The sequence below is a fragment of the Streptomyces sp. Tue6028 genome (genome assembly GCF_002300165.1).
In the GTDB taxonomy this organism is placed as follows: Bacteria; Actinomycetota; Actinomycetes; order Streptomycetales; family Streptomycetaceae; genus Streptomyces; species Streptomyces siamensis.
This window is the reverse complement of the sequence record NZ_MLCE01000015.1, coordinates 1-22,073: the sequence shown is the minus strand read 5'-3', so window position 1 is coordinate 22,073 and position 22,073 is coordinate 1. Positions and strand designations below refer to the sequence as shown.

Genomic DNA, 22,073 nt, shown 5'->3' with positions numbered 1-22,073 from the left:
TGCGGAGGGAGTTCACCGCCGTCGTGCGTCTACCAGATCGCGTCGACCCACTCCGGGTGGTCGATGAACGGGTTGCGGTTGTGCTGGTACGTGTCGTAGATGACCTGGTTGCGCTTCTCCTCGAAGGCGCTCGGCGGGTCCTCGTCGCTCCACTGCTTGAGGACGGACAGCTTGCCGATGTACGGGTTGCTGCCGTTGTTGACCTTCTCGTTGGGCTCCAGGTCGGCGAAGCCGTCGCCTCCGTCGTAGCGGACCGCCATGTAGAGGATCATGCGGGCCACGTCGCCCTTGTCCGCGTCGCGCGGCTCGAAGGAGTCGGAGTCGGTGAGGCTGCCGCCCCCGCCGCTGACCGCGCTGCCGCCGTTGTCGAAGTCCTTGTTGCCGCGGATGCTGTTGACCTGGACGTCCGCGGGGCGCAGGTGGTGCAGGTCGGTGCCGGGTCCGGTCACCTCGCCGAAGTCGCCGTGCGACTTGGCCCACACGTGCTCGCGGTTCCAGTCGCCCGTGTCGCCGCCGTTGAGGGACTTGGCGCGCGAGACGCCGCTGTAGAGCAGGATCACGTTGTTGCTGTTGTTCGGGTCCTGGTCGGTGACCTTCAGCGCGTCCCAGACCGCCGCGTACGAGATCTTGCTCTGGCTGCTGATGATGGTGTGCAGCGAGGACTTGAGGCTCGCACCCGTCTTGCCGACGGCGTTCTTGTAGTACGTGCTGTCGTACGAGGTCGTCGTCGCGCTCGCCGGGCCGGCTGTCGCCGCGGGCAGCGTGAGGCCGACGAGCAGGGCCGAAACGGCCAGTGCCGGCGTCTTCCAGCGGTGCGTGTGCGTCACGGGCATGGTGGGGGCCGTCCGATCTACGCGGGTTGATTGAGCGGGCAACCGGAGCGTGACATGGACATGTGTACAAGGTGGTGAAGGCGAGGTGACCGTTGTGTGTCGGAACCTCGCAAGTCGCCTGCTGTGAAGGCCCTTTGACGCGCCGGTGGCCCTCGTCCGGAGTGCGACGGGAGGGCCGCCCGGCGGGGTGGTTCGGGGTCCGCCCGGCGGGGTGGTTCGCCCCCCGCCGGGCGGCGCGGTCGGGGGTGCCGGACTCGAATCACCCCGCGGGGAACGTCCGTACAACTTTCGGCCGGGTGTGTGAGTCAACAGGGGCGAGCGCGCCTCAGGCGCCCTCGTATCGGTTCAAGGGGATGGGAAGCCTCCATGACTCACCGGATATCCCGGGGTGCCCGTGTGCTCGCAGCGAGCCTCGGTGCCGCGGTGGTCGTGCCGTTCGTGGCATCCGCCGCGCCCGCCGCCGCCGCGACGCCTCAGGTCAGCTGCACATCGGCCAAGGCGGGCCTGGCCGCCAAACTGCAGAGGGACATCACCGCCGCGCTCGCGGGCCGTTCGGGCACCGTCGCCGTCGGTCTCTACGACCGGACCACCAAGACGACGTGCTCGCTGCGTTCGAGCACGGCCTACGACTCCGCCAGCGTCGTCAAGGTGACCGTCCTCGCCACGCTGCTGTGGGACGCCAAGAAGCACAACCGCTACCTCACGCAGCGCGAGGCCGACCTCGCCAAGGCCATGATCACCAAGTCGGACAACAACGCGACCACGAGCCTGTGGAATCAGCTCGGCATGACGAAGATCAAGGGCTTCCTCGCGGCGGCGGCCATGACCCAGACCAAGCCGGGCACCGGCGGTTATTGGGGCCTGACCCAGATCACCGTGACGGACGAGCAGAAGCTGCTCAAGCTCGTCACCGCCAAGAACACCGTGCTGAGCGACAACTCCCGGGCGTACATCCTCAAGCTCATGGGCCAGGTCATCTCCTCCCAGCGCTGGGGCACGCCGGCCGGGGCGCCCTCGTCCGTCGCCGTGCACGTCAAGAACGGCTGGCTGTCGCGGTCCACGCACGGCTGGCGTGTGCACAGCGTCGGCACCTTCAACGGCGGCGGCCACGACTACATGATCACGGTGCTCACCCACGGCAACAGCACCATGAACTACGGCGTCACCACCATCCAGAACGTCGCCAAGGTCATCCACAGGGACCTGGTCCCGACGACGTCCACGAGCAGCGCCACCGTCCAGCGGTACGTGCCGACCAGCACGCCCCAGGAGGCGTTCCCGGCGGTGCCGTCCAACGGCTGACCCGTCCCACGGGTCTCGGAGCGCGGGCATCCGGCTCCGAGGCCCGGCCGGGCAGCACCCGGCCGGGTGGATCTTCCGCGTCGTCGCGCGCAGCGAACGGCCCGGTCCACCCCTCTCCACGGTGACACCGAGGCGCCCCACGGTCACGGACCGTGGCCGAGCCCGCCCGGCCGCCCCTCTCTGGTCACCTCTCCGGCAGGCGACGACAGTCGCGGCACCGTCCACGTCGCCCGGACCCTCGTCACCGAGCGTGATTCCGCCGTCGTTCCGTACGAGAATTGTTGCGGAGGGATGAAATCCGGTTGTTTCGGCGTTGGCTCTCCCGGCAGATCAGGACGGACGGAAGGCATCGGCGTGGAGACGCAGCGGGGATGGGCACGGCGGCTCGCCGGGTACGCGTGGCGCTACCCGAAGGACGTCCTGCTCGCGCTCGGCTCCTCGCTCGCGGGCATGGCGGTCCTGGCGCTGGTCCCGCTGATCACCAAGGTGATCATCGACGACGTCGTCGGTGACCACACCCGCGGCATGGCGCCCTGGGCCGGCGCGCTCATCGGCGCCGCCGTCCTCGTCTACGGCCTCACCTACGTCCGCCGTTTCTACGGCGGCCGCCTCGCCCTCGACGTCCAGCACGACCTGCGGACCGAGATGTACGAGACGATCACCCGGCTCGACGGGCGGCGTCAGGACGAACTGTCCACCGGCCAGGTCGTCGGGCGGGCCACCAGCGACCTACAGCTGATCCAGGGCCTGCTCTTCATGCTCCCGATGACCATCGGGAACCTGTTGCTGTTCGTGATGTCTCTCGTGATCATGGCCTGGCTGTCCCTGCCGCTGACCCTGGTCGCGCTCGCCGTCGCCCCGGCCCTCTGGTTCATCGCCAAGCGCAGCCGCTCCCGTCTGCACCCCGCCACCTGGTACGCGCAGGCGCAGGCCGCCGCCGTCGCGGGCGTCGTCGACGGCGCCGTCACCGGCGTACGCGTGGTGAAGGGCTTCGGACAGGAGGAGCAGGAGACCGGGAAGCTCCGCGAGGTCGGGCGCCGGCTCTTCGCCGGGCGCCTGCGCACGATACGGCTGAACGCCAAGTACACCCCCGCGCTCCAGGCCGTCCCGGCCCTCGGCCAGGTCGCGATGCTCGCGCTGGGCGGCTGGCTCGCCGTGCGCGGACAGATCACCCTGGGCACCTTCGTCGCGTTCTCCTCCTACCTCGCCCAGCTCGTCGGACCCGTGCGCATGCTCGCCGTCGTGCTCACCGTCGGACAGCAGGCCCGCGCCGGTGCCGAGCGCGTGCTGGAACTGATCGACACCCGGCCGTCCATCCAGGAGGGCACCAAGACGCTGCCGGCCGACGCGCCCGCGAGCGTCGAGTTCGACGACGTGTCCTTCGGCTACGAGAAGGGGCGGCCGGTCCTCGACGGGCTCAGCTTCGAGATCCGGCCGGGCGAGACCCTCGCCGTCGTCGGCTCCTCGGGGTCGGGCAAGTCGACGGTGTCGCTGCTCATGCCCCGCTTCTACGACGTGACCCATGGCGCCGTCCTCATCGGCGGGCACGACGTCCGCGAGCTGACGACCGAGTCGCTGCGCGCGGCGATCGGGCTCGTCCCCGAGGACTCCTTCCTCTTCTCCGACACCGTGCGCGCCAACATCGCGTACGGCCGCCCCGAGGCCACCCAGGACGAGATCGAGACGGCCGCGCGTGCCGCCCAGGCCGACCGGTTCATAGCCGAGCTGCCCGAGGGGTACGACACGAAGGTCGGCGAGCACGGCCTCACTCTCTCCGGCGGCCAGCGCCAGCGGGTCGCGCTGGCCCGCGCCATCCTGACCGACCCCCGCCTGCTGGTCCTCGACGACGCCACGTCCGCCGTCGACGCCCGTGTCGAGCACGAGATCCACGAGGCGCTCAAGCAGGTCATGGAGGGCCGCACGACCCTGCTGATCGCGCACCGGCGTTCCACCCTCAACCTCGCCGACCGCATCGCCGTGCTCGACGCCGGGCGCCTCGCCGACATCGGCACCCACGAGGAGCTCCAGGACCGCTCCCCGCTCTACCGGCGCCTGCTCACCGACCCGGACGAGCTCGGCGGGGTCTCGCCCGGCCACGAACAGCCGTCCGTCCCGCCGGAGGACACCTCCGTACGGGATGAGCTGGACGCAGAGTTCGACGCCGAGCGGGGCGTCACCCCGCACCTGTGGACCGGCGACCGTGAGCCCAAGGACGACGCGCTCACCGGCATGCCCGCCACTCCCGAGCTCCTCGCCCAGGTGGAGGCCCTGCCGCCCGCCGTGGACGCCCCGCACGTCGACGAGGCCCGCGCCGTCACCTCCGAGGACTCCTACGGTCTGCGGCGGCTGCTGCGCGGCTTCGGGGCGCCCCTCCTGGTGAGCCTCGGGCTCGTCGCCGTCGACGCGGGCATGGGTCTGTTGCTCCCCGTGCTGATCCGGCACGGCATCGACGAGGGCGTCACCCGCATGGCCCTCGGCGCGGTGTGGGCGGCGGCCGGCCTCGGACTGGTCACCGTGCTCATTCAGTGGGCGGCCCAGATCGGCGAGACCCGGATGACGGGACGGACCGGCGAGCGCGTCCTGTACACGCTGCGCCTGAAGATCTTCGCGCAGCTCCAGCGCCTCGGACTCGACTACTACGAGCGGGAGCTGACGGGCCGGATCATGACCCGCATGACGACCGACGTCGACGCCCTGTCGACATTCCTCCAGACGGGTCTGGTCACCGCGTTCGTCTCGGTCGTCACCTTCTTCGGCATCATGGGCGCGCTGCTGGTCATCGACGTGCAGCTGGCGCTGGTCGTCTTCGTGACGCTGCCGCCGCTGATCGTCGCCACGTTCTTCTTCCGCCGGGCGAGCGTGAAGGCGTACGAACTCGCCCGCGAGCGCGTGTCGGTGGTCAACGCCGACCTCCAGGAGTCGGTGTCCGGACTGCTGATCCTCCAGGCCTTCCGGCGCGAGGGCTCCGGCGGGCGGCGGTTCGCCGAGCGCAGCGACAGCTACCGCCAGGCGCGGATCCGCGGGCAGCGGCTGATATCCGTGTACTTCCCGTTCGTGCAGCTGCTGTCGTCGGTCGCGGCGGCGGCCGTGCTGATCGTGGGCGCCCACCGGGTGGACGCGGGCACCCTGACGACCGGCGCCCTGGTCGCCTATCTCCTCTACATCGACCTGTTCTTCGCGCCCGTCCAGCAGCTCTCCCAGGTCTTCGACGGCTACCAGCAGGCCACCGTCTCGCTCGGCCGTATCCAGGAGCTGCTGCGGGAGCCGACGTCGACGAAGGCCGCCGACGCGCCGATGGAGGTGCGCTCGCTGCGCGGCGAGATCGCCTTCCAGGACGTCGACTTCGCCTACAACGCCGCCGACGGCCAGGACGCGGAGGAGGCCCTCAGCGGGGTGTCGCTGCGCATACCCGCCGGGCAGACCGTCGCCTTCGTCGGCGAGACCGGCGCCGGCAAGTCGACGCTGGTGAAGCTGGTCGCGCGGTTCTACGACCCGACGGGCGGGCAGGTCACCGTCGACGGCACCGACCTGCGGGCCCTCGACATCACCGCGTACCGCCACCGGCTCGGCGTGGTCCCGCAGGAGGCGTACCTCTTCCAGGGCACGGTCCGCGACGCCATCGCGTACGGCCGCCCGGACGCCGCCGACGCCGAGGTGGAGGCCGCCGCCCGCGCGGTGGGCGCGCACGACATGATCGCCACCCTGGAGGGCGGCTATCTGCACGAGGTCGCCGAGCGGGGCCGCAACCTGTCCGCCGGGCAGCGCCAGCTGATCGCGCTGGCCCGTGCCGAGCTGGTGGATCCGGACGTCCTGCTGCTCGACGAGGCCACCGCCGCGCTGGACCTGGCGACGGAGGCCCTCGTCAACCAGGCCACCGACCGGCTCGCCGGGCGCCGCACCACCCTGGTCGTCGCCCACCGGCTGACGACCGCCGCCCGCGCGGACCGGGTCGTCGTGATGGACCACGGCCGGGTCGTCGAGGACGGCACGCACGACGAACTGCTGCGGCAGGACGGCCGCTACGCCGAGCTGTGGCGGACGTTCGTGGGGGCGCCGGAGCCGGAGGAACCCGTGGGGTCCACCGCCTGACGCCCCCGGCGGTCCGCCGGCGGCGGGTGCGCGCCGCCGGCCGGTGTCCCCGCGTCAGGACCTGGGCTTGATGTCGGAGATCTTCTTCGTGGCGAGGTCGGACTGCACCGTCAGATAGGTGTACGTCGGGTGCTGGGCGGACCCCCAGGTCAGGCGGACCGTCGACCAGGTGTGGCCCATGCCGCTGTCCCCGGCCGTGACCTTCCAGGCGCGCGGCACGTCCTGGGCGCGCAGGACGCCGTCCGCGTGTTCACGGTTCTCCCAGGTGGCCAGGCGCGAGCGGAGGCCCGAGGTCAGGTAGAAGCCGCGCAACTGGCTGTCGAGGCGGCCGGATCCGGAGTCGGTCACAGCGTCGATGTAGGCGCCGTAGAAGTCGGCCACCCGGTCGTAGGCGGGGCCGTTGCTGCCGCTGCGGGCCGGTGGCGGAGCGGTGGAACTGGCGACTGCGGGCACGGAGGCGCCGGCCGTGGCGAGGAGGGCCGCCGCGACGAGTGCGCGCGTGGTGGTACGAGAGGGCTTCATGCCGGTCATGGACTACCGCCTTTCGTTTTCCGACCAGTTGGACCTCGGGAAAACGGGCACGGTTGCCCCAAACTCGGAAAAAACCTCTCATGGGCGAACGCAACCATCCGCCGTACGTCGTGCGTCCGTACACCAGTACGCTGATTGCTGCGGGAGGGACGACAGTGGACAGTGGTGCGATACGCCGACGGCTGGCGATCGGTATGGCCGTGCTGACCGTCTCCGGTCTGTTCGCCCTCGCGAGCCCCGGCAGCGCGCAGGCCGCCACCTCCTACTGCGCCGGACGCAAGGTCCGCACGCTGCCCTTCTCGACCGGTTCGGTACAGGTCTACAAGCGCGGCGGCTACGTCTGCGCCGTCACCTTCCCCAAGACGCAGGGCGGCCGCAGGACGATGTCCGTCAGCGTGCAGGCGCGCGGCAACCGGCCCGTGGTCGACTCCGGCCACTTCGCCCACCACGCGGGCCCGGTGACCGTGCACGCCGGCCACCGCTGCGTCCGGATCAAGGGCTCGGTGGGCTCGGGCTCGGTGAACTCGGGCTGGATTCTGTGCTGAGTCGCTGACGCATTGACGCAAGCACCCCTGGTGTCACGGGAGTTGCTCCGCTAGGTTCCGGCGGACATCTGCGTAATCCCAGGGGAGGGTGCATGCGCAAGGCGCTCAGATGGCTGCTGGCGCTCACGGTGCTCATAGGCACGCTGAGCACGGCCGGGGCGGCCACCGCCGCCCAGCCGGAGGCCACCGGCACCAGCGGCACGACCAGCGAGGACATCAAGGACCGGCTGCTCGCGATACCGGGCATGAGCCTCATCCAGGAGAAGCCCTACACCGGCTACCGGTACTTCGTCCTCAACTACACCCAGCCGGTGGACCACCGGCACCCGTCCAAGGGCACGTTCCAGCAGCGGATCACCGTGCTGCACAAGGACACCGCGCGCCCGACGGTCTTCTACACCGGCGGCTACAACGTCTCCACCACGCCCAGCCGCCGTGAGCCGACCCAGATCGTGGACGGCAACCAGGTCTCCATGGAGTACCGCTTCTTCACCCCGTCCCGTCCCGCCCCGGCCGACTGGTCCAAGCTCGACATCTGGCAGGCGGCCAGCGACCAGCACCGCATCTTCCAGGCGCTGAAGCCGATCTACGGCAAGAAGTGGATCTCCACGGGCGGCTCCAAGGGCGGTATGACCGCCACGTACTACGAGCGGTTCTACCCGCGCGACATGGACGGCGTCGTCGCGTACGTCGCACCCAACGACGTCGTCAACCAGGAGGACTCCGCCTACGACCGCTTCTTCGCGGGTGTCGGCACCAAGGAGTGCCGGGACAAGCTGAACGCCGTGCAGCGCGAGGCGCTGGTGCGCCGGGAGCCGCTGGAGAAGAAGTACGCGGCCTACGCCGCCGACAACGGCTACACGTTCACCACCATCGGCAGCCTCGACCGGGCGTACGAGGCGGTCGTGCTCGACTACGTGTGGGGCTTCTGGCAGTACAGCCTGCTGTCCGACTGCGACGCGATCCCCGCGGACGCCACGCACGCGACGGACGACGACATCTGGAACTCGGTGGACTCCATCTCCGGATTCTCGGCCTACACCGACCAGGGCCTGGAGAACTACACGCCGTACTACTACCAGGCGGGCACCCAGCTGGGCGCCCCGACGATCCACTTCCCGAACATCGAGAAGAAGTACATCCGCTACGGCTACCAGCCGCCGCGCAACTTCGTGCCGCGGTCCATCCCGATGAAGTTCCAGCCGTCGGCGATGCGTGACGTGGACACCTGGGTCCGCCACAACGCCCACCACATGCTGTTCGTCTACGGCCAGAACGACCCGTGGGGAGCCGAGCGCTTCCGCCTCGGTTCCGGCGCGCGCGACTCCTACGTCTTCACGGCACCGGGCCTGAACCACGGTGCCAACGTCGCCGGTCTCGTGACCGACGAGAAGGCGCTCGCGACCGCGCGCATCCTGGAATGGGCGGGCGTGGCCTCCAGCACGGTCCGGTCGGACCCGTCGGCCGCGAAGCCGCTGGCCGCGTTCGACGCGAAGCTGGACCGGCGTGACGTGGAGCGGGAGCCCGCCCTGCGTCCGTGACCCGCGCCGCGTGGGCTGTGTCCGTCCGCTACACGGGGCGGGCGCAGCCCACCGGCCTGTCGCCGCCGAGCTGCACGTACAGCTCCGTGGACGCCGGGCACTTCGCCCGGGTGGTGACCGCCGACGTGACCTTGTACTCCGGGGGGTTCTTGCCCTTGCCGTCGCAGGCCGTCTCGCGCACCTGGCCGGTGCCCGCGCCGTAGACGCAGTCGCCGACGACGGTGCGGGGACCTCCGCCGCCGCCCGGGTCGCCGGGGTGCGGGGCTTCGAGCTTGCGCATGCAGGCGTAGCCCCGGGGGATCGCGCCGTCGCCGTCCTCGTCGGAGGAGGGCCGCGTCTCGCTGATGTGCAGGACGAAGTCGGTGGTCGCGGGGCAGGACGGCCCGTCCGCCACCCTGCCGTCGTAGCGGGCGACCACCCGAGCCGCCGCCCGTTCGCTGGAGCACGGCACCTCGGTGAAGCTGGTCGTGCCGAAGGAGCTGCACTCGCCGCGGGCGAGGAACTCCGCCCCGTAGCCCGACGGCCGCTTCGACGCCGCGACCGTGCCGGGCGTGTCCTGCGCGGAGCCGGAGTTGGTCCAGCGCTGGCAGCCGCAGAGCACGGCCAGGACCAGCACCAGCGCGCACGCCGCCCCGATGGAACCCCGACCCGACCCGCTGGCTCGCATGGCTTCCCCCCGATACCCCCGTCCAGCGTGACCCGCGGCAGCGGGCACACGCCAGACGTGCGGGGGCCTTTGCGCCAGTTGGGGGCGGGGCGCAGGTGGTGCGGCGTAGCCGTCGTACGACGGATGGACCGGGCGTACGACAGCGGGTGTCCGACCCGGTGGCCCTAGAAGCGCAACCCGTAGCCGATCGGGTAGAGCTCCTTCGTCGGATCGTCCGCCCGCTGGACCGGCACCGGCAGTTCGCCCCGTGGACGCACCCGACCGGCGATCACCCGTGCGGCGGCGCGCAGTTCGACGTCCGTCCAGGAGTAGGCGGCCAGACAGGCGCCCACACCCGGGAGCTGGGCGACGTCGTACGGGTTGCGGATCGCGACGGCGATCACCGGGACGCCGGTGGCGACCAGCTGGTCGACGAGCGTCTTCTGACTGCCGGCCGCCGTCACGTTGTACGTGCCGACGACCACCGCGTCCGCGTCCTTCGCCGCCGTGACCGCCTTGGCGATCGTCGCCGACGAGGGTGCCGTGCCGGTGGACAGGGCCGTCGCCGTGAAGCCCAGTTCGGTGAGGGCACCCGCGAGGACCGTGGTGGGCGGCCCGTCCGACAGGGACGGAGAAGCCGGGTCCGCTCCCACGACCAGCACCTTCGGAGTGCGCCGGCGCGACAGCGGCAGCAGACCCTCCTTGTTGACCAGCAGGGTGGTGGTGCGCTCGGCGATCCGGTCGGCCTCCTTCAGGTGGGCCGGGATGCCCACCACACGGTCGACGCCGGCGTCGCTGACGTACGGGTCGGACAGCAGGCCCAGCTTCGACTTCAGGCGCAGGATGCGCAGGATCGACTCGTCGAGGCGCGCCTCGGTCAGCTCGCCGCCGCGCACCGCGTTCAGGACCGCGTTCCAGGCCACCTCCATCGAGGGCGGGTTGAGCAGCTGGTCGACACCCGCCTTGAGCGCGAGGACGGGCACCCGGTCGTCGCCGTACTTCGTCCGGACGCCCTCCATGCCGAGCGCGTCCGTCACCACGACCCCGTCGTAGCCGAGTTCCTCACGCAGGATGCCGGTGAGGATCGGGTGCGAGAGCGTGGCGGGATCGCCCGCCGGATCGAGCGCCGGGACCATGATGTGCGCGGTCATGATGGAGTCGATGCCGGCCCGGATCGCCGCGCGGAACGGCACGGCGTCCAGCGTCTCCCACACCTCGCGGCTGTGCGTGATGACCGGGAAGCCGAAGTGGCTGTCCACCGCGGTGTCGCCGTGGCCGGGGAAGTGCTTGGCCGTGGCCGCGACGCCCGAGCTCTGGTACCCCTTCACCTCGGCGGCCACCAGGCCGGCCACCGCGTCCGGGTCGGCGCCGAAGGACCGTACGCCGATGACCGGGTTGGCCGGGTTGACGTTCACGTCGGAGACCGGGGAGTAGTCCTGGCGGATGCCGATGGCGTGCAGTTCGGCGCCGCCGATGCGGCCCACCGTGCGCGCGTCGGACCGCGATCCGCCCGCGCCCAGCGCCATGGCGCCCGGGAACAGCGTCGCGGGCTTGCCCACGCGTGCCACTATCCCGTGCTCCTGGTCGGTGGACACGAGGAGGGGCAGCCCGCCCGGCTGGTCCAGCGAGGCCTTCTGGAGGCCGTTGGAGAGCGCCGCGATCTGGTGCGGATCGCGGGTGTTGTGGGCCCACGCGAAGTAGATGATCCCGCCGACGCGGTACTTGGCGATCAGCTCGGCGGCCGTCCGGATGCCGAGTTCCTTGAGGTTGGCGTCGATGTCGGCCTGGTCGGGCGCGGTGGCCGAGTGACCGTACACCCGCGAGACGAAGACCTGCCCGACCTTCTCCTCCAGCGTCATACGGGAGATCAGGGCGCGCAGTTGCCTGTCGTCGTGCCGGCCCGCCGGGGCGGTCGTGCCGGCGGCCTGGGCGGCGGACGCGGTGGTGCCGGTGGCCAGGGCGCCGGTGACGCCCGCCGTCGCGGCGAGAACGGTACGCCGGGACGGTCTCGGCGGTCCCGACCGCTCCGACGGTCTGTACGGGTCGTTCGGTCTTGCGGTGCTTCCCGTGCTGGAGTCGCGCACGTGCGCCCCTTCCCTCGTGAAGGAAACTTCCGAGGAGCCACGATTATCCGGAAAGTTTCTTCCAGTCAAGAGTGTGCACAGTAACCCGCGTTGGGGCCGTCACCGGCGCAGTTGGAGGGGGGCGCGCCGGTGACGGCGTGCTGTCGGCCGCAGGCGGCGGAGAGGGTGGTCAGCGATCGCAGCCAGCAGCGAGGCCGACACCGCACTGCGGAGACTCGTCCGGCAGCACGCGCATTGGACGAAGGCCGTACCTCCAGGGTTCCCCACTTCGCCCCCGCCCCCGAAAGTCGTGACACGGGTGCCCCAGGAGCCGAATGAGCCCCCGAACGGGGTGCCCACGCCCCCCGAACGGGGTGCCCACGCCCCCCGAACGGTGTCGTCGACTGCGGCTTCGGCGGGCCGTGGGATCAGGCGTGCTCCGAGACCAGAGGCCAGTGCTCCTGAAGCGTCCGTACCGTCTCCGCGATGGCCGGCCGCCGCGCCGCCCCCGCCCGCCACAGCGCGTACAACCGCCGTACGGGCATCGGGTCCAGCGGCACCTCCACGACCCCTTCCGGCAGGGCCCCGCGCCCGAGCCGCGGAATGAGCGCCACACCGAGCCCCGCGGCGACGAGCGCGACCAGCGTCGGGTTCTCGTCGGCCTGGTGCACGATGTCCGGCTCGCACCCCGCCGCGCGCAGCGTCCGCACCAGCCAGTCGTGGCACACCCGCCCCGGCGGCTGACAGATCCACCGCTCGCCCGCGAGGTCCTCGCGCCGCACGGCGGCCCGCCCGGCGAACGGATGCCCCGCGGGGACGAGCAGGTCGCACAGGTCGTCCCCGATCACCGCCTGCTCCACCCCGGCCGGGGCGGGCAGCGGCGCGATGTCCCAGTCGTGCGCGACGGCCAGGTCCACCGCGCCCTTGGCGACCAGGTCGATGGACAGGTGCGGGTCGACCTCCGACAGCCGGGTGTCCAGCGCCGGATGCCGGACCGCGAGATCCGCCAGCACGCCCGGCATCAGCCCGCGCGCCGCCGAGGCGAACGCGGCCACGGTCAGCCGCCCCGCGGGCAGCCCCCGCCGCTCCTCCAGCTCGGTCTCGGCCCGTTCCACGAGCGCCATCAACTCCTGCGCGGTGGCGGCGAGTCGCTCGGCCTGCTCGGTGAGCCGCACACCGCGCCCCTGCCGCTCCAGGAGCACGGTCCTGGTCTCCCGCTCCAGCTTCGCGATCTGCTGGGACACCGCCGACGGGGTGTATCCGAGCGCTGCCGCGGCGGCGCCGACCGTGCCGTGCACGGAGACGGCGTGCAGGGCGCGCAGGCGTTGCAGATCGAGCACGGCCCGCCCCTTTCGTTAGGAATGCTTCATCCCATCATGCAGCAGACTTTGCTGGTGCTTAACGGTCGGCCGGGGTGATCCTCGACCCATGCGACCCGCCCACATCTGCCTCGCCGTCCTCGTCGCCGCCGTCTGGGGCGTCAACTTCACGGTCATCGAGGTCGGCCTCGACCACTTCCCGCCCCTCCTCTTCTCGGCGCTCCGCTTCCTGGTGGCGGCCCTGCCCGCGGTGTTCTTCGTGGGCCGGCCCAAGGTCGCCTGGAAGTGGATCGTGTCGGTGGGACTGGTCCTGGGCGTGGCGAAGTTCGGGCTGCTGTTCATCGGGATGGACGCGGGCATGCCGGCGGGGCTGTCCTCCCTCGTCCTGCAGATCCAGGCCGTCTTCACCGCGCTGATCGCCTTCGCTGCGCTCGGTGAACGCCCCACCCGCGTACGGCTGGCGGGCATGGCGGTGGCGCTGTGCGGAGTGGGCCTGGCCGCCCTGGACGAAGGCGCGTCCGGCCCCCTCGGCGCCTTCGCCCTGGTCGTCGCCGCCGCGGCTTGCTGGGGTCTGTCCAACGTCCTCACCCGCAAGGCGTCCCCGCCCGACTCGCTCAACTTCATGGTGTGGGTGAGCACCGTCCCCGTCCTGCCGCTGCTCGGCCTGTCACTGCTGACGGAGGGCCCGTCCCGGGACCTCGACGCGCTGCGTGCCCTGGACCCGCAGGGTGCGGCCGTCATCGTCTACGTCGCCTGGATCACCACGGTCTTCGGCTTCGGCGCGTGGGGCCGGCTGCTGCACCGGTACCCGGCCTCCACGGTGGCCCCCTTCTCGCTCCTCGTGCCGGTCTTCGGCATGTCCTCGGCCGCGCTCCTCCTGGGCGAGCCCGTCGGCCCGCTGCGGTGGGGCGCGGCGGCGCTGCTGGTCGGAGGCGTGGCGCTGACCTCGTTCGCGGCGCCGACGCGGGTCCATCTGGCGGACGTTCCAGCACAGGAGCGGGCGCGGGAGCCAGCATGAGGGCATGGCCGTCGTCGACATTCCCGGTTCCAAGTCCATCACCGCCCGCGCCCTCTTCCTGGCGGCGGCTGCCGACGGGGTCACCACCCTCGTGCGCCCGCTCCGCTCGGACGACACGGAGGGCTTCGCGGAGGGGCTGACCCGGCTCGGCTATCGCGTCGGACGGGCCCCGGAGGCCTGGCACGTGGACGGACGCCCGCAGGGCCCCGCCGTCCCCGAGGCCGACGTCCACTGCCGGGACGGCGCGACCACCGCCCGCTTCCTGCCGACGCTGGCGGCGGCCGGCCACGGCAGGTACCGCTTCGACGCTTCGGCCCAGATGCGCCGCCGACCGCTGCTCCCGCTCACCCGGGCGCTGCGCGACCTGGGGGTGGACCTGCGGCACGAGGAGACCGAGGGCCACCATCCGCTGCGCATCGCGGCGGCCGGGGTGACGGGCGGCGACGTGACCCTGGACGCGGGCCAGTCCTCGCAGTACCTGACGGCGTTGCTCCTGCTGGGCCCGCTGACCCGCGAGGGCCTGCGGATCGAGGTCACGGACCTGGTGTCGGCGCCGTACGTGGACATCACCGTCGCGATGATGCGCGCCTTCGGGGCGGACGTGCGCCGCGACGGCGATGTCTTCACCGTGCCGCCGGGCGGCTACCGCGCCACCACCTACGCCGTCGAGCCGGACGCCTCCACCGCGAGCTACTTCTTCGCGGCGGCCGCGCTCACCGGCGGCGAGGTCACCGTACGGGGCCTCGGCGAGGAGGCGCTCCAGGGCGATCTGCGGTTCGTGGACGTGCTGCGCCGCATGGGCGCGCGGGTGCACGTCGGCCGTGACGCCACCACGGTGTCGGGCGCCGGGCGGCTGGCCGGCGTCACGGTGAACATGCGGGACATCTCCGACACGATGCCGACACTGGCCGCGATCGCCCCCTTCGCCTCCGGACCGGTGCGCATCGAGGACGTCGCCAACACCCGGGTGAAGGAGTGCGACCGCCTCGAAGCCTGCGCGGAGAACCTGCGGCGGCTGGGCGTCCAGGCGCGGACCGGCCCCGACTGGATCGAGATCCACCCCGGCACCCCGGCCCCGGCCGAGATCAGGACGTACGGGGACCATCGCGTCGTCATGTCATTCGCCGTCACCGCGCTGCGCAGCCCCGGGATCACGTTCGACGACCCGGGGTGCGTCCGCAAGACGTTCCCGGCCTTCCACGAGGCGTTCGCGCGGCTGCGGACGGCACTGCCGGCCTGACATGCCCCTCCGGGCCACCGGGTTCAGCCGCGGATCTCGACACGCGCCAGGAGGTCGCCGCGGCCGCCGCCCTGCAGGTGCGTCACCCCCTGGCTCGGGAGCCGCAGGGTCCGGCCGTCCGGGAAGCCCTGGGGGAGGGCGACCGTCTTCCGGCCGTCCAGGGTGTCCACGGTGAGCTTGCCGCCCGTCGTCGCCAGGGCACGGGAGACGGTCACGGTGCGGTGCAGATCGTCGCCCACACGCCGGAAGACGGGGTGGGGGAGTTCCACGATCTCGACGTACAGGTCGGCCGGTTCGCCTCCGCCGGGACCGACCTCTCCCTGGCCGGCGAACTTGATCCGGGTGCCGTTGTCGACGCCCGCCGGGATCCGCACGGTGAGCGTGCGCCGGGAGCGGACCCTGCCGTCGCCGTTGCAGGCGGGACAGCGCGTGGGCAGGACCGTGCCGTAGCCCTCGCACGTCCTGCAGACACGGGAGTCGGCTGCCTGGCTGAAGAAGCTCCGTCGCGGCCCGGTCTCGCCGCGGCCCCCGCAGGTGTCGCACCGGACGGGCCGGGTCCCCGGTGCCGCCCCCTCGCCCGAGCAGGCCGAGCACACCACGGCCGTGTCCAGCTGGAGTTCCCTGTCGACCCCGAACGCGGTCTCCTCCAGCGGGAGTTCGAGCCGGATCAGCGCGTCGGAGCCGCGGCGTCTGCGCGACCGGCGACGGTCGGCCGTCCGTGTCCCGGTCCGTTTCCCCGCTTCGCCCGAGGCGAAGAACCGGTCCATGATCTCCGCCAGGTCCGGCTGCTCCGCGGACGCGGTCCCGGCCGTGGACGGAGCCCCGGACACGGGCGTGCCGGAGGCGTCCTGCGCGGGCGGCGTCCGGGGCGTCGGCGTGCCGGAGGCGTCCTGCGCGGGCGGTGTGCGCGGCATGGGCGGGATGCGGGTGTCCCCGGCGCGCGCCGTCCGCGCGATCGTCACCTGGTACTCCAGGTCGGCCCACATCCGCGGGGTCTGCTTCACCCCGGCGCCGTGCAGGGACTCGTACACGTAGTCGTACAGCTCGGTGACCGTGATCCGGCCGTCCCCGTTCAGGTCCGCCGCCCCGGTGCCCAGACCGTGGATCAGCGCCCCCGTGAACAGGGAGGGCTGGGGCGTCATGGACTCGACGCGCTTGCCCTCCCACGCGTACTCGGTGCGGCTGGTCGCGGTCAGCACGACACGGCCGTGGCCGCCGAGTTCGTCGCGCAGGTGGACCTGGTCGTCCGCCGACTTCGCGCCGTGCAGGAAGGCGCCGCTGTAACAGCAGTCGAGGAGCACGACGACCGTGCGGGCACGGCAGCGTTCCATGCGGTCGCGCAGGAAGGCCGCCGGGACGGCGCTGGAGGCGGGCAGGTCGCGGTCCGTGTCACGCGCGGCGAAGTACAGGCGCCCGTCGTCGTCCTTGATGCCGTGACAGGACACGTGCAGCAGGAGCAGGTCGTCGCGGCTGCGGTCCATGAAGAAGCGGTCCACCGCGCGCATCACCCGACTCGCCGGCGCGTCCCTGACCTGATCGGTCCGGAAGTCGCCGATGCGGGGGTCGGACAGCACCCCGGCGAGGCCCGCGCAGTCCTGTGCGGGTGAGCGCAGTGCGTGGAACCTGCCGTCGTCGTACGCCCCGGTCGCGATCAGGAGGGCGTCCCTGCGGCCTGCGCCCATCTCGTCCCCCGTTTCCGAACTGCGCCCATTCTAGGGGTGAACACCCCTTCAGGACGCGGGAGTCGACCGAGGTCCCGTGGGGCACGCCGGTCCGCCCGGTTATTCCGTTCGACGGGCCCGGAGGCGTACGGAAGACTCTGCCGGGCCGCGGCGAACCGTTCGCCGGGCCGGCCGTGCGGCCGTGCGGGACGAAGGGGTGCCGGGCGTTGGGCTTTCATCTGGAGGGGCCGGTTCTCGAAGGCGCGCTGGTGCGTCTGGAGCCGCTCGGTCACGGTCACACCGCCGACCTCGTCGCGGCGGCGGAGGAGCAGCGCGACTCGTACGCGTTCACCTGGGTGCCCAGGGCCGCGGAGGTCGGCGACTACATCGACGCGCAGCTCGCGCGTGCCGCCGACGGACGGCTCGCCCCCTACGCCCAGGTGTCCGTCGCCACCGGGCGCGCGGTCGGCGCGACCTCCTACTGGGAGCCGCGCTGCTGGCGCTCGGACGACCGGCTCGACGCGATCGAGGTCGGTTTCACCTGGCTGGCCGCGTCCGCGCAGGGCACCGGCGTGAACGCCGAGGCCAAGCTGCTGCTGTTCCGGCACGCCTTCGAAGCGTGGGACGTCTCCCGCGTCGACCTGAAGACCGACGCGCGCAACAGCCGCTCCCGCGCGGCGATCGAGAGCGTCGGCGCCCGCTTCGAGGGAGTCCTGCGCAACTGGTCCCGCTCCTGGGCCCCGGGCGAGGACGGCCGGCTGCGGGACTCCGCGATCTACTCGATCACGGCGGACGAGTGGCCCGCGTGCCGCGATCGGCTGGCGGAGCGGGTGCGCAGGGCGGTCCTGGCGGCCGGGGAGACCGTGGCGTAGCCGCACGCCGCGTCACTGCACCGGCGGACGTGCCGGGGAGCGTCGGACGCGGCGGACGTACCGAGAAGTTTCGGACGCGGCGAGGGGAGCCGGCAGGACCGCCGCTCTCACGCGGAGTCGTTCAGCAGCCGGGCCAGGTGCTCACGGCCCGCGGTCAGCAGGTCCGGCAGCGGGGTCACGCCCTCGTACCAGCGCTTCTCGTACTCCCAGCACAGCCAGCCGTCCCAGCCGCGGCGGGACAGCAGTTCCACGCACTCGGCGAGCGGCAGGGCGCCCGCGCCGAGCGGGAGCGGGGTGCTGTCCTCGGCCGACGCGATGTCCTTGACCTGGACGTATCCGAGGTACGGGGACAGTGCTGCGTAGGTGTCCGCGGGCTGTTCGCCGCCGAGCCAGGTGTGCATCACGTCCCACAGCGCGCCCACCTGCCGGTGGCCGACCGGTCCGAGGATCCGGATCACGTCGGCGCCGGTGCGGTGCGAGTCGTGGGTCTCCAGGAGGATGCGGACACCCACGTCGGCGGCGTGTTCCGCGGCCGTGCCGAGGCGGCGGGCCGCCGTCGCGTCGGACTCGCCCGGATCCTGGTCCGCGTCGCCGCCCGGGAAGACGCGCACGAACGGCGCGCCCAGGTCCCGGGCCAGGTCGACCAGCTCGCGGATCTCCGCCAGCACGGGGGCGTCGTCGCCCGGCGCCGCCACCCGCGCGTACCCCGCGAGGCCGAGGATCTCGATGCCGAGCGATTTGAACGCGGCCGCCACGTCGGCCCGTTCGGCCGCGGTGAGGCCCGGGTGCACGGGTTCCTCGGGATGGGCGCGCAGTTCCACGCCGTGGTAGCCGTGTGCGGCGGCGAGCCGCACGACGTCGGGGACCGGGAGCCCGGGTACGCCCAGGGTGGAGAACGCCAGTTTCATGGGGCGGACCCTACGGGCTGGTGTTGCCGTGAGGAAGGCGGCCGTCGAGTCACGGTCATTCGTGTCCGCCGTGCAGGTCCCGGCGCCAGTCCTGGCCGACGAGGTCCGCCCCGAAGGAGCGGTGGGGCTTCTCGGAGACCAGGACGAAGCCGTGGCGCTGGTAGAGCCGGCGGGCGGCGGCCAGGACGTCGTTGGTCCACAGGACGAGCTCGCGGTAGCCGACGCCGCGGGCGAAGTCGACGCAGGCCCCGACCAGCCGGTCCCCGATGCCGAGTCCGCGCGCGTCGGGCTCGACGAGGAGGAGGCGGAGCCGGGCCGTGCCGGGCGCGTCGTCGCGGACGCACATCACGCAGCCCACGGGCCGTCCGTCGAGCTCGGCGATCCACACGCGTTCCAGGTGCGGGTCGTGGTCTCCCGCGAAGTCGGCGACGATCCGCGCGACGAGGCTCTCGTAGTCGGTGTTCCAGCCGTACTCGGCCGCGTACAGCGCGGCGTTGCGCTGCACGATCCAGCCGAGGTCGCCGGGGCCCGGCTCACGCAGTACGACGTCCTCGGGGCCGGGGGAGCGGCCGTCCCCCAGGATCGTGCGCACCGTGCGCATCGCTTCGGCGAGCCGCGGCCGGTCGGCGGGCGGCACGGTCGCGAGCAGCGTGCCGACCGTCTCCCGGGCCCGCTCGTCGAGCAGGCCGGCGGCGTCCCGGCCGCGCGCGGTGAGGGTGATGCGGCGGCGGCGCGGATCCGTCTCGGAGGGCGCGCGCTCGACCAGTCCGTCCTGCTCGAACTTGTTGAGGATGCGGCTCAGATAGCCGGAGTCCAGCGAGAGCTCGGTACGCAGGTCGGCGGCATCGGCGCCCCGGGAGTGGGCGAGCTCGTACAGCACCCGGGACTCCGTGAGCGTGTACGGGGCGTAGAGGTGGCGGCCGTAGTCGAGCGCTCCGATGACGTTCGTGTAGAAGCGGTTGAAGGAGCGGATGTCCTGGACGGTCATGGTGGGCTCCGCGAGGTCTGCTCTGGGCGGTCCCTGGAGGATCGGCCTCCGGGATGACTGACTCAGTCAGAGATGTCGACGCTCCGAGCATAGGCCGGACCCCCGCGCACCGCCTACCCCCGGGGACCTCCGCCTCGGCCCTGCCGCCGTGCACCGCTCGCCCCTGGGGTCCTCCGCCTCGGCCGGGTCGCCGGATACCGCTCGTCCCCGGAGCGGCTCTCCGCCGTGGTCGGGCCACCTGGACCGCTCACGCCTCGGGGTCCTCCGCCTCGGCCGGGTCGCCGGATACCGCTCGTCCCCGGAGCGGCCTTCCGCCGTGGCCGGGCCACCTGGACCGCTCACCCCCTGGGGCCCTGAGCCTCTGCTGGGCCGCCGGACAGCGCCCGTTCTCGGAGAGGCACTCCGTCGTGATCGGGCCACCTGGATCGCGCGCCCCCGGGGCCCTGAGCCTCGGCCGGGCTGCCGGATACCGCCCGCCCCCCGAGCCCGCTCGGGCCGGGCCGCCATACCCTCGGCGGCCCCTCCCCCTCGGCCGGGGTGGCGCACTCCGCCCCCCGGCGTACCCTCACGCCTCGTCGGCCGGACGGTAGACGCACACCTCCACGCCCGTCTTGCCCGTGGCGGAGGAGACCAGTTCGAGCGGGCGCTTCACCCCGTCGACGGGGAAGATCGACTTGCCGCCGCCGAGGATCACCGGCATCCGGATGAGCTGGAGCTCGTCGACCAGGCCCTCGCTCAGCAGGGTCCGTACGAGGGTGGGGCTGCCCATCATCGCCAGGTCCCCGCCCTCGGCCGCGCGGAGCTCCCGGACGCGGGCGACGGCCTGGTCGCCGGGGATCAGAGTGGTGTTGTTCCAGGTGAGGTCGGACTCGTCGAGCGTGCCGGACACCACGTACTTCGGGAGGGAGTTCATCCGGTCGGCGAACGGGTCGCCCGCGCGCTCGGGCCACGCCGCGGCCATCGTCTGCCAGGTGCGGCGTCCGAAGAGGAGCGCCTCGGCCTTGCCGAGCCCCTCGGCGAAGGCGCCGCCCACGACCTCCGGGTCGAAGTAGGGGTGGGACCAGCCGCCGTGGGCGAAGCCGCCGTCGGTGTCCTCCTCGGGGCCGCCGGGCGCCTGCACGACACCGTCGAGGCTGATGAAGGCGCTGATCACGATACGCATGGGAGGTGCTCCTCTTCGTCGTTCTTCATCGTTCGTTCCGTTACGGCAATGAAGACCGCGGTGCCGCCGAGAACTCATCGCTCCGCGCACCGCGTTCTGAAACGGGCCCTTCGCGGGGCGTCGGGCCCGTGGTCCGCGTGCGCTCCGCGCCCCGCGGCACCTCCGCGCACCCCGGCGTGCCTCAGCCCCGCGGCACCCCCGTGGACCCGCGGACCATCAACTCCCCGCGCACCGTGGCGATCCCGCCCGGCGGCGGCTCCTCGCGCCCCATGGCGATCCGCCCGGCGCGGGCGCCCGCCTCGGTGAGGGGGAGCCGCACGGTGGTGAGCGCGGGCACCGCGTCGATGCTGAACGGCAGGTCGTCGAAGCCGGCGACGGACACGTCGTCGGGAATGCGCAGACCGGAGTCGCGCAGCGCGGCACAGGCGCCGAGCGCGACCGTGTCGTTGGCGGCGACGACGGCCGTCAGGGACGGGTCGCGGCGCAGCAGTTCGAGGGTCGCCTCGTATCCCGAGCGGCGGTCGTAGCGGCCGTGCACGGTCCATCGCGGATCGTCCTCGACGCCGTGCGCGGCCAGTGCGGCGCGGTGGCCCTCCAGCCGGTGCCGGGTGGTCGTGCGCTCCTCGGGGCCCGCGATGTAGCCGAGCCGCCGGTGGCCGAGGCCGATCAGGTGCTCGGTGAGCTCCCGGCCGCCGCCTCGGTTGTCGAAGGTGAGCGCGATCGCCTCGGGGGCCTCGGGCGCGGGCGGGCGTCCGCAGAGGACGACCCGGGTGCCCGCCTCGGCCAGCCTGCGCAGCTTCGCGGAGACGGCCGCCGCGTGCGTGGCGTCCTCGATCGCGCCGCCGGTGAGGACGACGGCGGCGGCGCGCTGGCGCTGCAGGAGTGTGAGGTAGGTGAGCTCGCGCTCGGGGGAGCCGCCGGTGTTGCACACGACTCCCAGCCGCTCGCCGCCGGCTCGTCCGCCGGGTCCGCCGATCTCGGACTGGATCGCGGCCGCCATGATGCCGAAGAAGGGGTCGGCGATGTCGTTGACCAGGATGCCGACGAGGTCGGAGGTCGCCGCCGCGAGCGAGCTCGCGGGCCCGTTCAGCACATAGTCCAGCTCGTCCACCGCACGCAGTACCCGCTCGCGCGTGGACGCCGCGACGGGATAGTTCCCGTTCAGCACCCGGGACACGGTCGCGGGCGAGACCTGTGCGCGGGCCGCCACGTCCGCCAGGGTCACGGTCATCTCGTCGTCCTCCGGTCACGCATCTCGTTGTCCTCGTTCTCAGGGACCCGGACGCGCGTCATGCGGTCCGTGCCCGTGCCCCAGCCGTACACCGTCCGTCCGCGGCAGCCTGCACCGCAGCCGT

Annotated in this window: 16 protein-coding genes and 2 pseudogenes; 7 read left to right on the top strand and 11 right to left on the bottom strand. The window is 72.4% G+C overall.

The genetic code is table 11. The features are described from left to right. Window positions 1–29: 29 nt before the first annotated feature. The gene (locus BKI49_RS13470) at window positions 30–833 is read right to left on the bottom strand and encodes an endonuclease I family protein (protein WP_095934501.1); all 804 of its coding nucleotides are present in this window, start codon (window positions 831–833) and stop codon (window positions 30–32) included. Between the two features lie 366 nt (window positions 834–1,199). Between BKI49_RS13470 and BKI49_RS13465 the strand changes: the two genes are divergently transcribed. Both BKI49_RS13465 and BKI49_RS13460 read left to right on the top strand, forming a co-directional pair. Further along, entirely contained in the window at window positions 1,200–2,135 is a 936-nt protein-coding gene (locus BKI49_RS13465; protein WP_095934500.1) for a serine hydrolase, read from the top strand. A 354-nt stretch (window positions 2,136–2,489) separates the two neighbouring features. Next, entirely contained in the window at window positions 2,490–6,224 is a 3,735-nt protein-coding gene (locus BKI49_RS13460) for an ABC transporter ATP-binding protein (protein WP_095934499.1), read from the top strand. Between the two features lie 54 nt (window positions 6,225–6,278). On the opposite strand, the gene BKI49_RS13455 is transcribed toward BKI49_RS13460, so the two are convergent. Next, entirely contained in the window at window positions 6,279–6,755 is a 477-nt protein-coding gene (locus BKI49_RS13455; RefSeq protein WP_095934498.1) for a hypothetical protein, read from the bottom strand. 155 nt (window positions 6,756–6,910) lie between these two features. On the opposite strand from BKI49_RS13455, the gene BKI49_RS13450 reads away from it, so the two are divergent. Together BKI49_RS13450 and BKI49_RS13445 are read left to right on the top strand one after the other, a co-directional pair. Further along, window positions 6,911–7,300, top strand: a complete 390-nt coding sequence (locus tag BKI49_RS13450; RefSeq protein ID WP_095934497.1) for a hypothetical protein — start codon at window positions 6,911–6,913, stop codon at window positions 7,298–7,300. Between the two features lie 92 nt (window positions 7,301–7,392). Beyond that, entirely contained in the window at window positions 7,393–8,841 is a 1,449-nt protein-coding gene (locus tag BKI49_RS13445; RefSeq protein ID WP_095934496.1) for a S28 family serine protease, read from the top strand. 28 nt (window positions 8,842–8,869) lie between these two features. Here BKI49_RS13445 and BKI49_RS13440 read toward each other — a convergent pair whose 3' ends face one another. The 3 genes from BKI49_RS13440 to BKI49_RS13430 all read right to left on the bottom strand — a co-directional run bounded on the left by BKI49_RS13440 (window position 8,870) and on the right by BKI49_RS13430 (window position 12,890). Next, window positions 8,870–9,508 carry a hypothetical protein gene (locus BKI49_RS13440; RefSeq protein WP_095934495.1) on the bottom strand — a complete coding sequence of 213 codons (639 nt, stop codon included), beginning with the start codon at window positions 9,506–9,508 and terminating at the stop codon, window positions 8,870–8,872. Window positions 9,509–9,672: 164 nt separating this feature from the next. Further along, window positions 9,673–11,571, bottom strand: coding sequence for a glycoside hydrolase family 3 protein (locus BKI49_RS13435; protein WP_095934494.1), 1,899 nt, complete (start codon window positions 11,569–11,571; stop codon window positions 9,673–9,675). Window positions 11,572–11,978: 407 nt separating this feature from the next. Further along, window positions 11,979–12,890: a LysR family transcriptional regulator gene (locus BKI49_RS13430; protein WP_095934493.1), complete on the bottom strand. Its 912-nt coding sequence runs from the start codon at window positions 12,888–12,890 to the stop codon at window positions 11,979–11,981. An 88-nt stretch (window positions 12,891–12,978) separates the two neighbouring features. Between BKI49_RS13430 and BKI49_RS13425 the strand changes: the two genes are divergently transcribed. Together BKI49_RS13425 and aroA are read left to right on the top strand one after the other, a co-directional pair. Continuing rightward, window positions 12,979–13,887, top strand: coding sequence for an EamA family transporter (locus BKI49_RS13425; RefSeq protein WP_037765671.1), 909 nt, complete (start codon window positions 12,979–12,981; stop codon window positions 13,885–13,887). A gap of 4 nt (window positions 13,888–13,891) precedes the next feature. After that, window positions 13,892–15,127: a 3-phosphoshikimate 1-carboxyvinyltransferase gene (gene aroA, locus BKI49_RS13420; RefSeq protein ID WP_095934492.1), complete on the top strand. Its 1,236-nt coding sequence runs from the start codon at window positions 13,892–13,894 to the stop codon at window positions 15,125–15,127. Window positions 15,128–15,159: 32 nt separating this feature from the next. On the opposite strand, the pseudogene BKI49_RS36420 reads toward aroA, so the two are convergent. Together BKI49_RS36420 and BKI49_RS36415 are read right to left on the bottom strand one after the other, a co-directional pair. Beyond that, window positions 15,160–15,903, bottom strand: a pseudogene (locus BKI49_RS36420) (DnaJ C-terminal domain-containing protein); the annotation flags it as partial. A 210-nt stretch (window positions 15,904–16,113) separates the two neighbouring features. Beyond that, window positions 16,114–16,809: pseudogene (locus BKI49_RS36415) on the bottom strand (caspase family protein); the annotation flags it as partial. Between the two features lie 206 nt (window positions 16,810–17,015). Between BKI49_RS36415 and BKI49_RS13410 the strand changes: the two are divergent. Next, a complete protein-coding gene (locus BKI49_RS13410; protein WP_095934490.1) occupies window positions 17,016–17,660 on the top strand; it encodes a GNAT family N-acetyltransferase in 645 nt (214 codons plus the stop codon). A gap of 107 nt (window positions 17,661–17,767) precedes the next feature. On the opposite strand, the gene BKI49_RS13405 is transcribed toward BKI49_RS13410, so the two are convergent. From BKI49_RS13405 to BKI49_RS13390, 4 genes are all read right to left on the bottom strand, one after another. Next, window positions 17,768–18,568, bottom strand: a complete 801-nt coding sequence (locus tag BKI49_RS13405) for a sugar phosphate isomerase/epimerase family protein (protein WP_095934489.1) — start codon at window positions 18,566–18,568, stop codon at window positions 17,768–17,770. Between the two features lie 55 nt (window positions 18,569–18,623). Beyond that, complete coding sequence (locus BKI49_RS13400; protein ID WP_095934488.1) at window positions 18,624–19,556, bottom strand: bifunctional helix-turn-helix transcriptional regulator/GNAT family N-acetyltransferase; 933 nt, start codon at window positions 19,554–19,556, stop codon at window positions 18,624–18,626. Window positions 19,557–20,121: 565 nt separating this feature from the next. Further along, a complete protein-coding gene (locus BKI49_RS13395) occupies window positions 20,122–20,718 on the bottom strand; it encodes a dihydrofolate reductase family protein (RefSeq protein ID WP_095934487.1) in 597 nt (198 codons plus the stop codon). Window positions 20,719–20,899: 181 nt separating this feature from the next. Next, window positions 20,900–21,949, bottom strand: a complete 1,050-nt coding sequence (locus BKI49_RS13390) for a LacI family DNA-binding transcriptional regulator (RefSeq protein WP_095934486.1) — start codon at window positions 21,947–21,949, stop codon at window positions 20,900–20,902. Window positions 21,950–22,073: the final 124 nt, after the last annotated feature.

Bases quoted from the DNA above. Each gene is read 5' to 3' on its own strand.
- BKI49_RS13470 (WP_095934501.1), bottom strand. From the start codon at position 833: ATGCCCGTGACGCACACGCACCGCTGGAAGACGCCGGCACTGGCCGTT.
- BKI49_RS13465 (WP_095934500.1), top strand. From the start codon at position 1,200: ATGACTCACCGGATATCCCGGGGTGCCCGTGTGCTCGCAGCGAGCCTC.
- BKI49_RS13455 (WP_095934498.1), bottom strand. From the start codon at position 6,755: ATGACCGGCATGAAGCCCTCTCGTACCACCACGCGCGCACTCGTCGCG.
- BKI49_RS13445 (WP_095934496.1), top strand. From the start codon at position 7,393: ATGCGCAAGGCGCTCAGATGGCTGCTGGCGCTCACGGTGCTCATAGGC.
- BKI49_RS13440 (WP_095934495.1), bottom strand. From the start codon at position 9,508: ATGCGAGCCAGCGGGTCGGGTCGGGGTTCCATCGGGGCGGCGTGCGCG.
- BKI49_RS13425 (WP_037765671.1), top strand. From the start codon at position 12,979: ATGCGACCCGCCCACATCTGCCTCGCCGTCCTCGTCGCCGCCGTCTGG.
- aroA (WP_095934492.1), top strand. From the start codon at position 13,892: ATGGCCGTCGTCGACATTCCCGGTTCCAAGTCCATCACCGCCCGCGCC.
- BKI49_RS13405 (WP_095934489.1), bottom strand. From the start codon at position 18,568: ATGAAACTGGCGTTCTCCACCCTGGGCGTACCCGGGCTCCCGGTCCCC.
- BKI49_RS13400 (WP_095934488.1), bottom strand. From the start codon at position 19,556: ATGACCGTCCAGGACATCCGCTCCTTCAACCGCTTCTACACGAACGTC.
- BKI49_RS13395 (WP_095934487.1), bottom strand. From the start codon at position 20,718: ATGCGTATCGTGATCAGCGCCTTCATCAGCCTCGACGGTGTCGTGCAG.
- BKI49_RS13390 (WP_095934486.1), bottom strand. From the start codon at position 21,949: ATGACCGTGACCCTGGCGGACGTGGCGGCCCGCGCACAGGTCTCGCCC.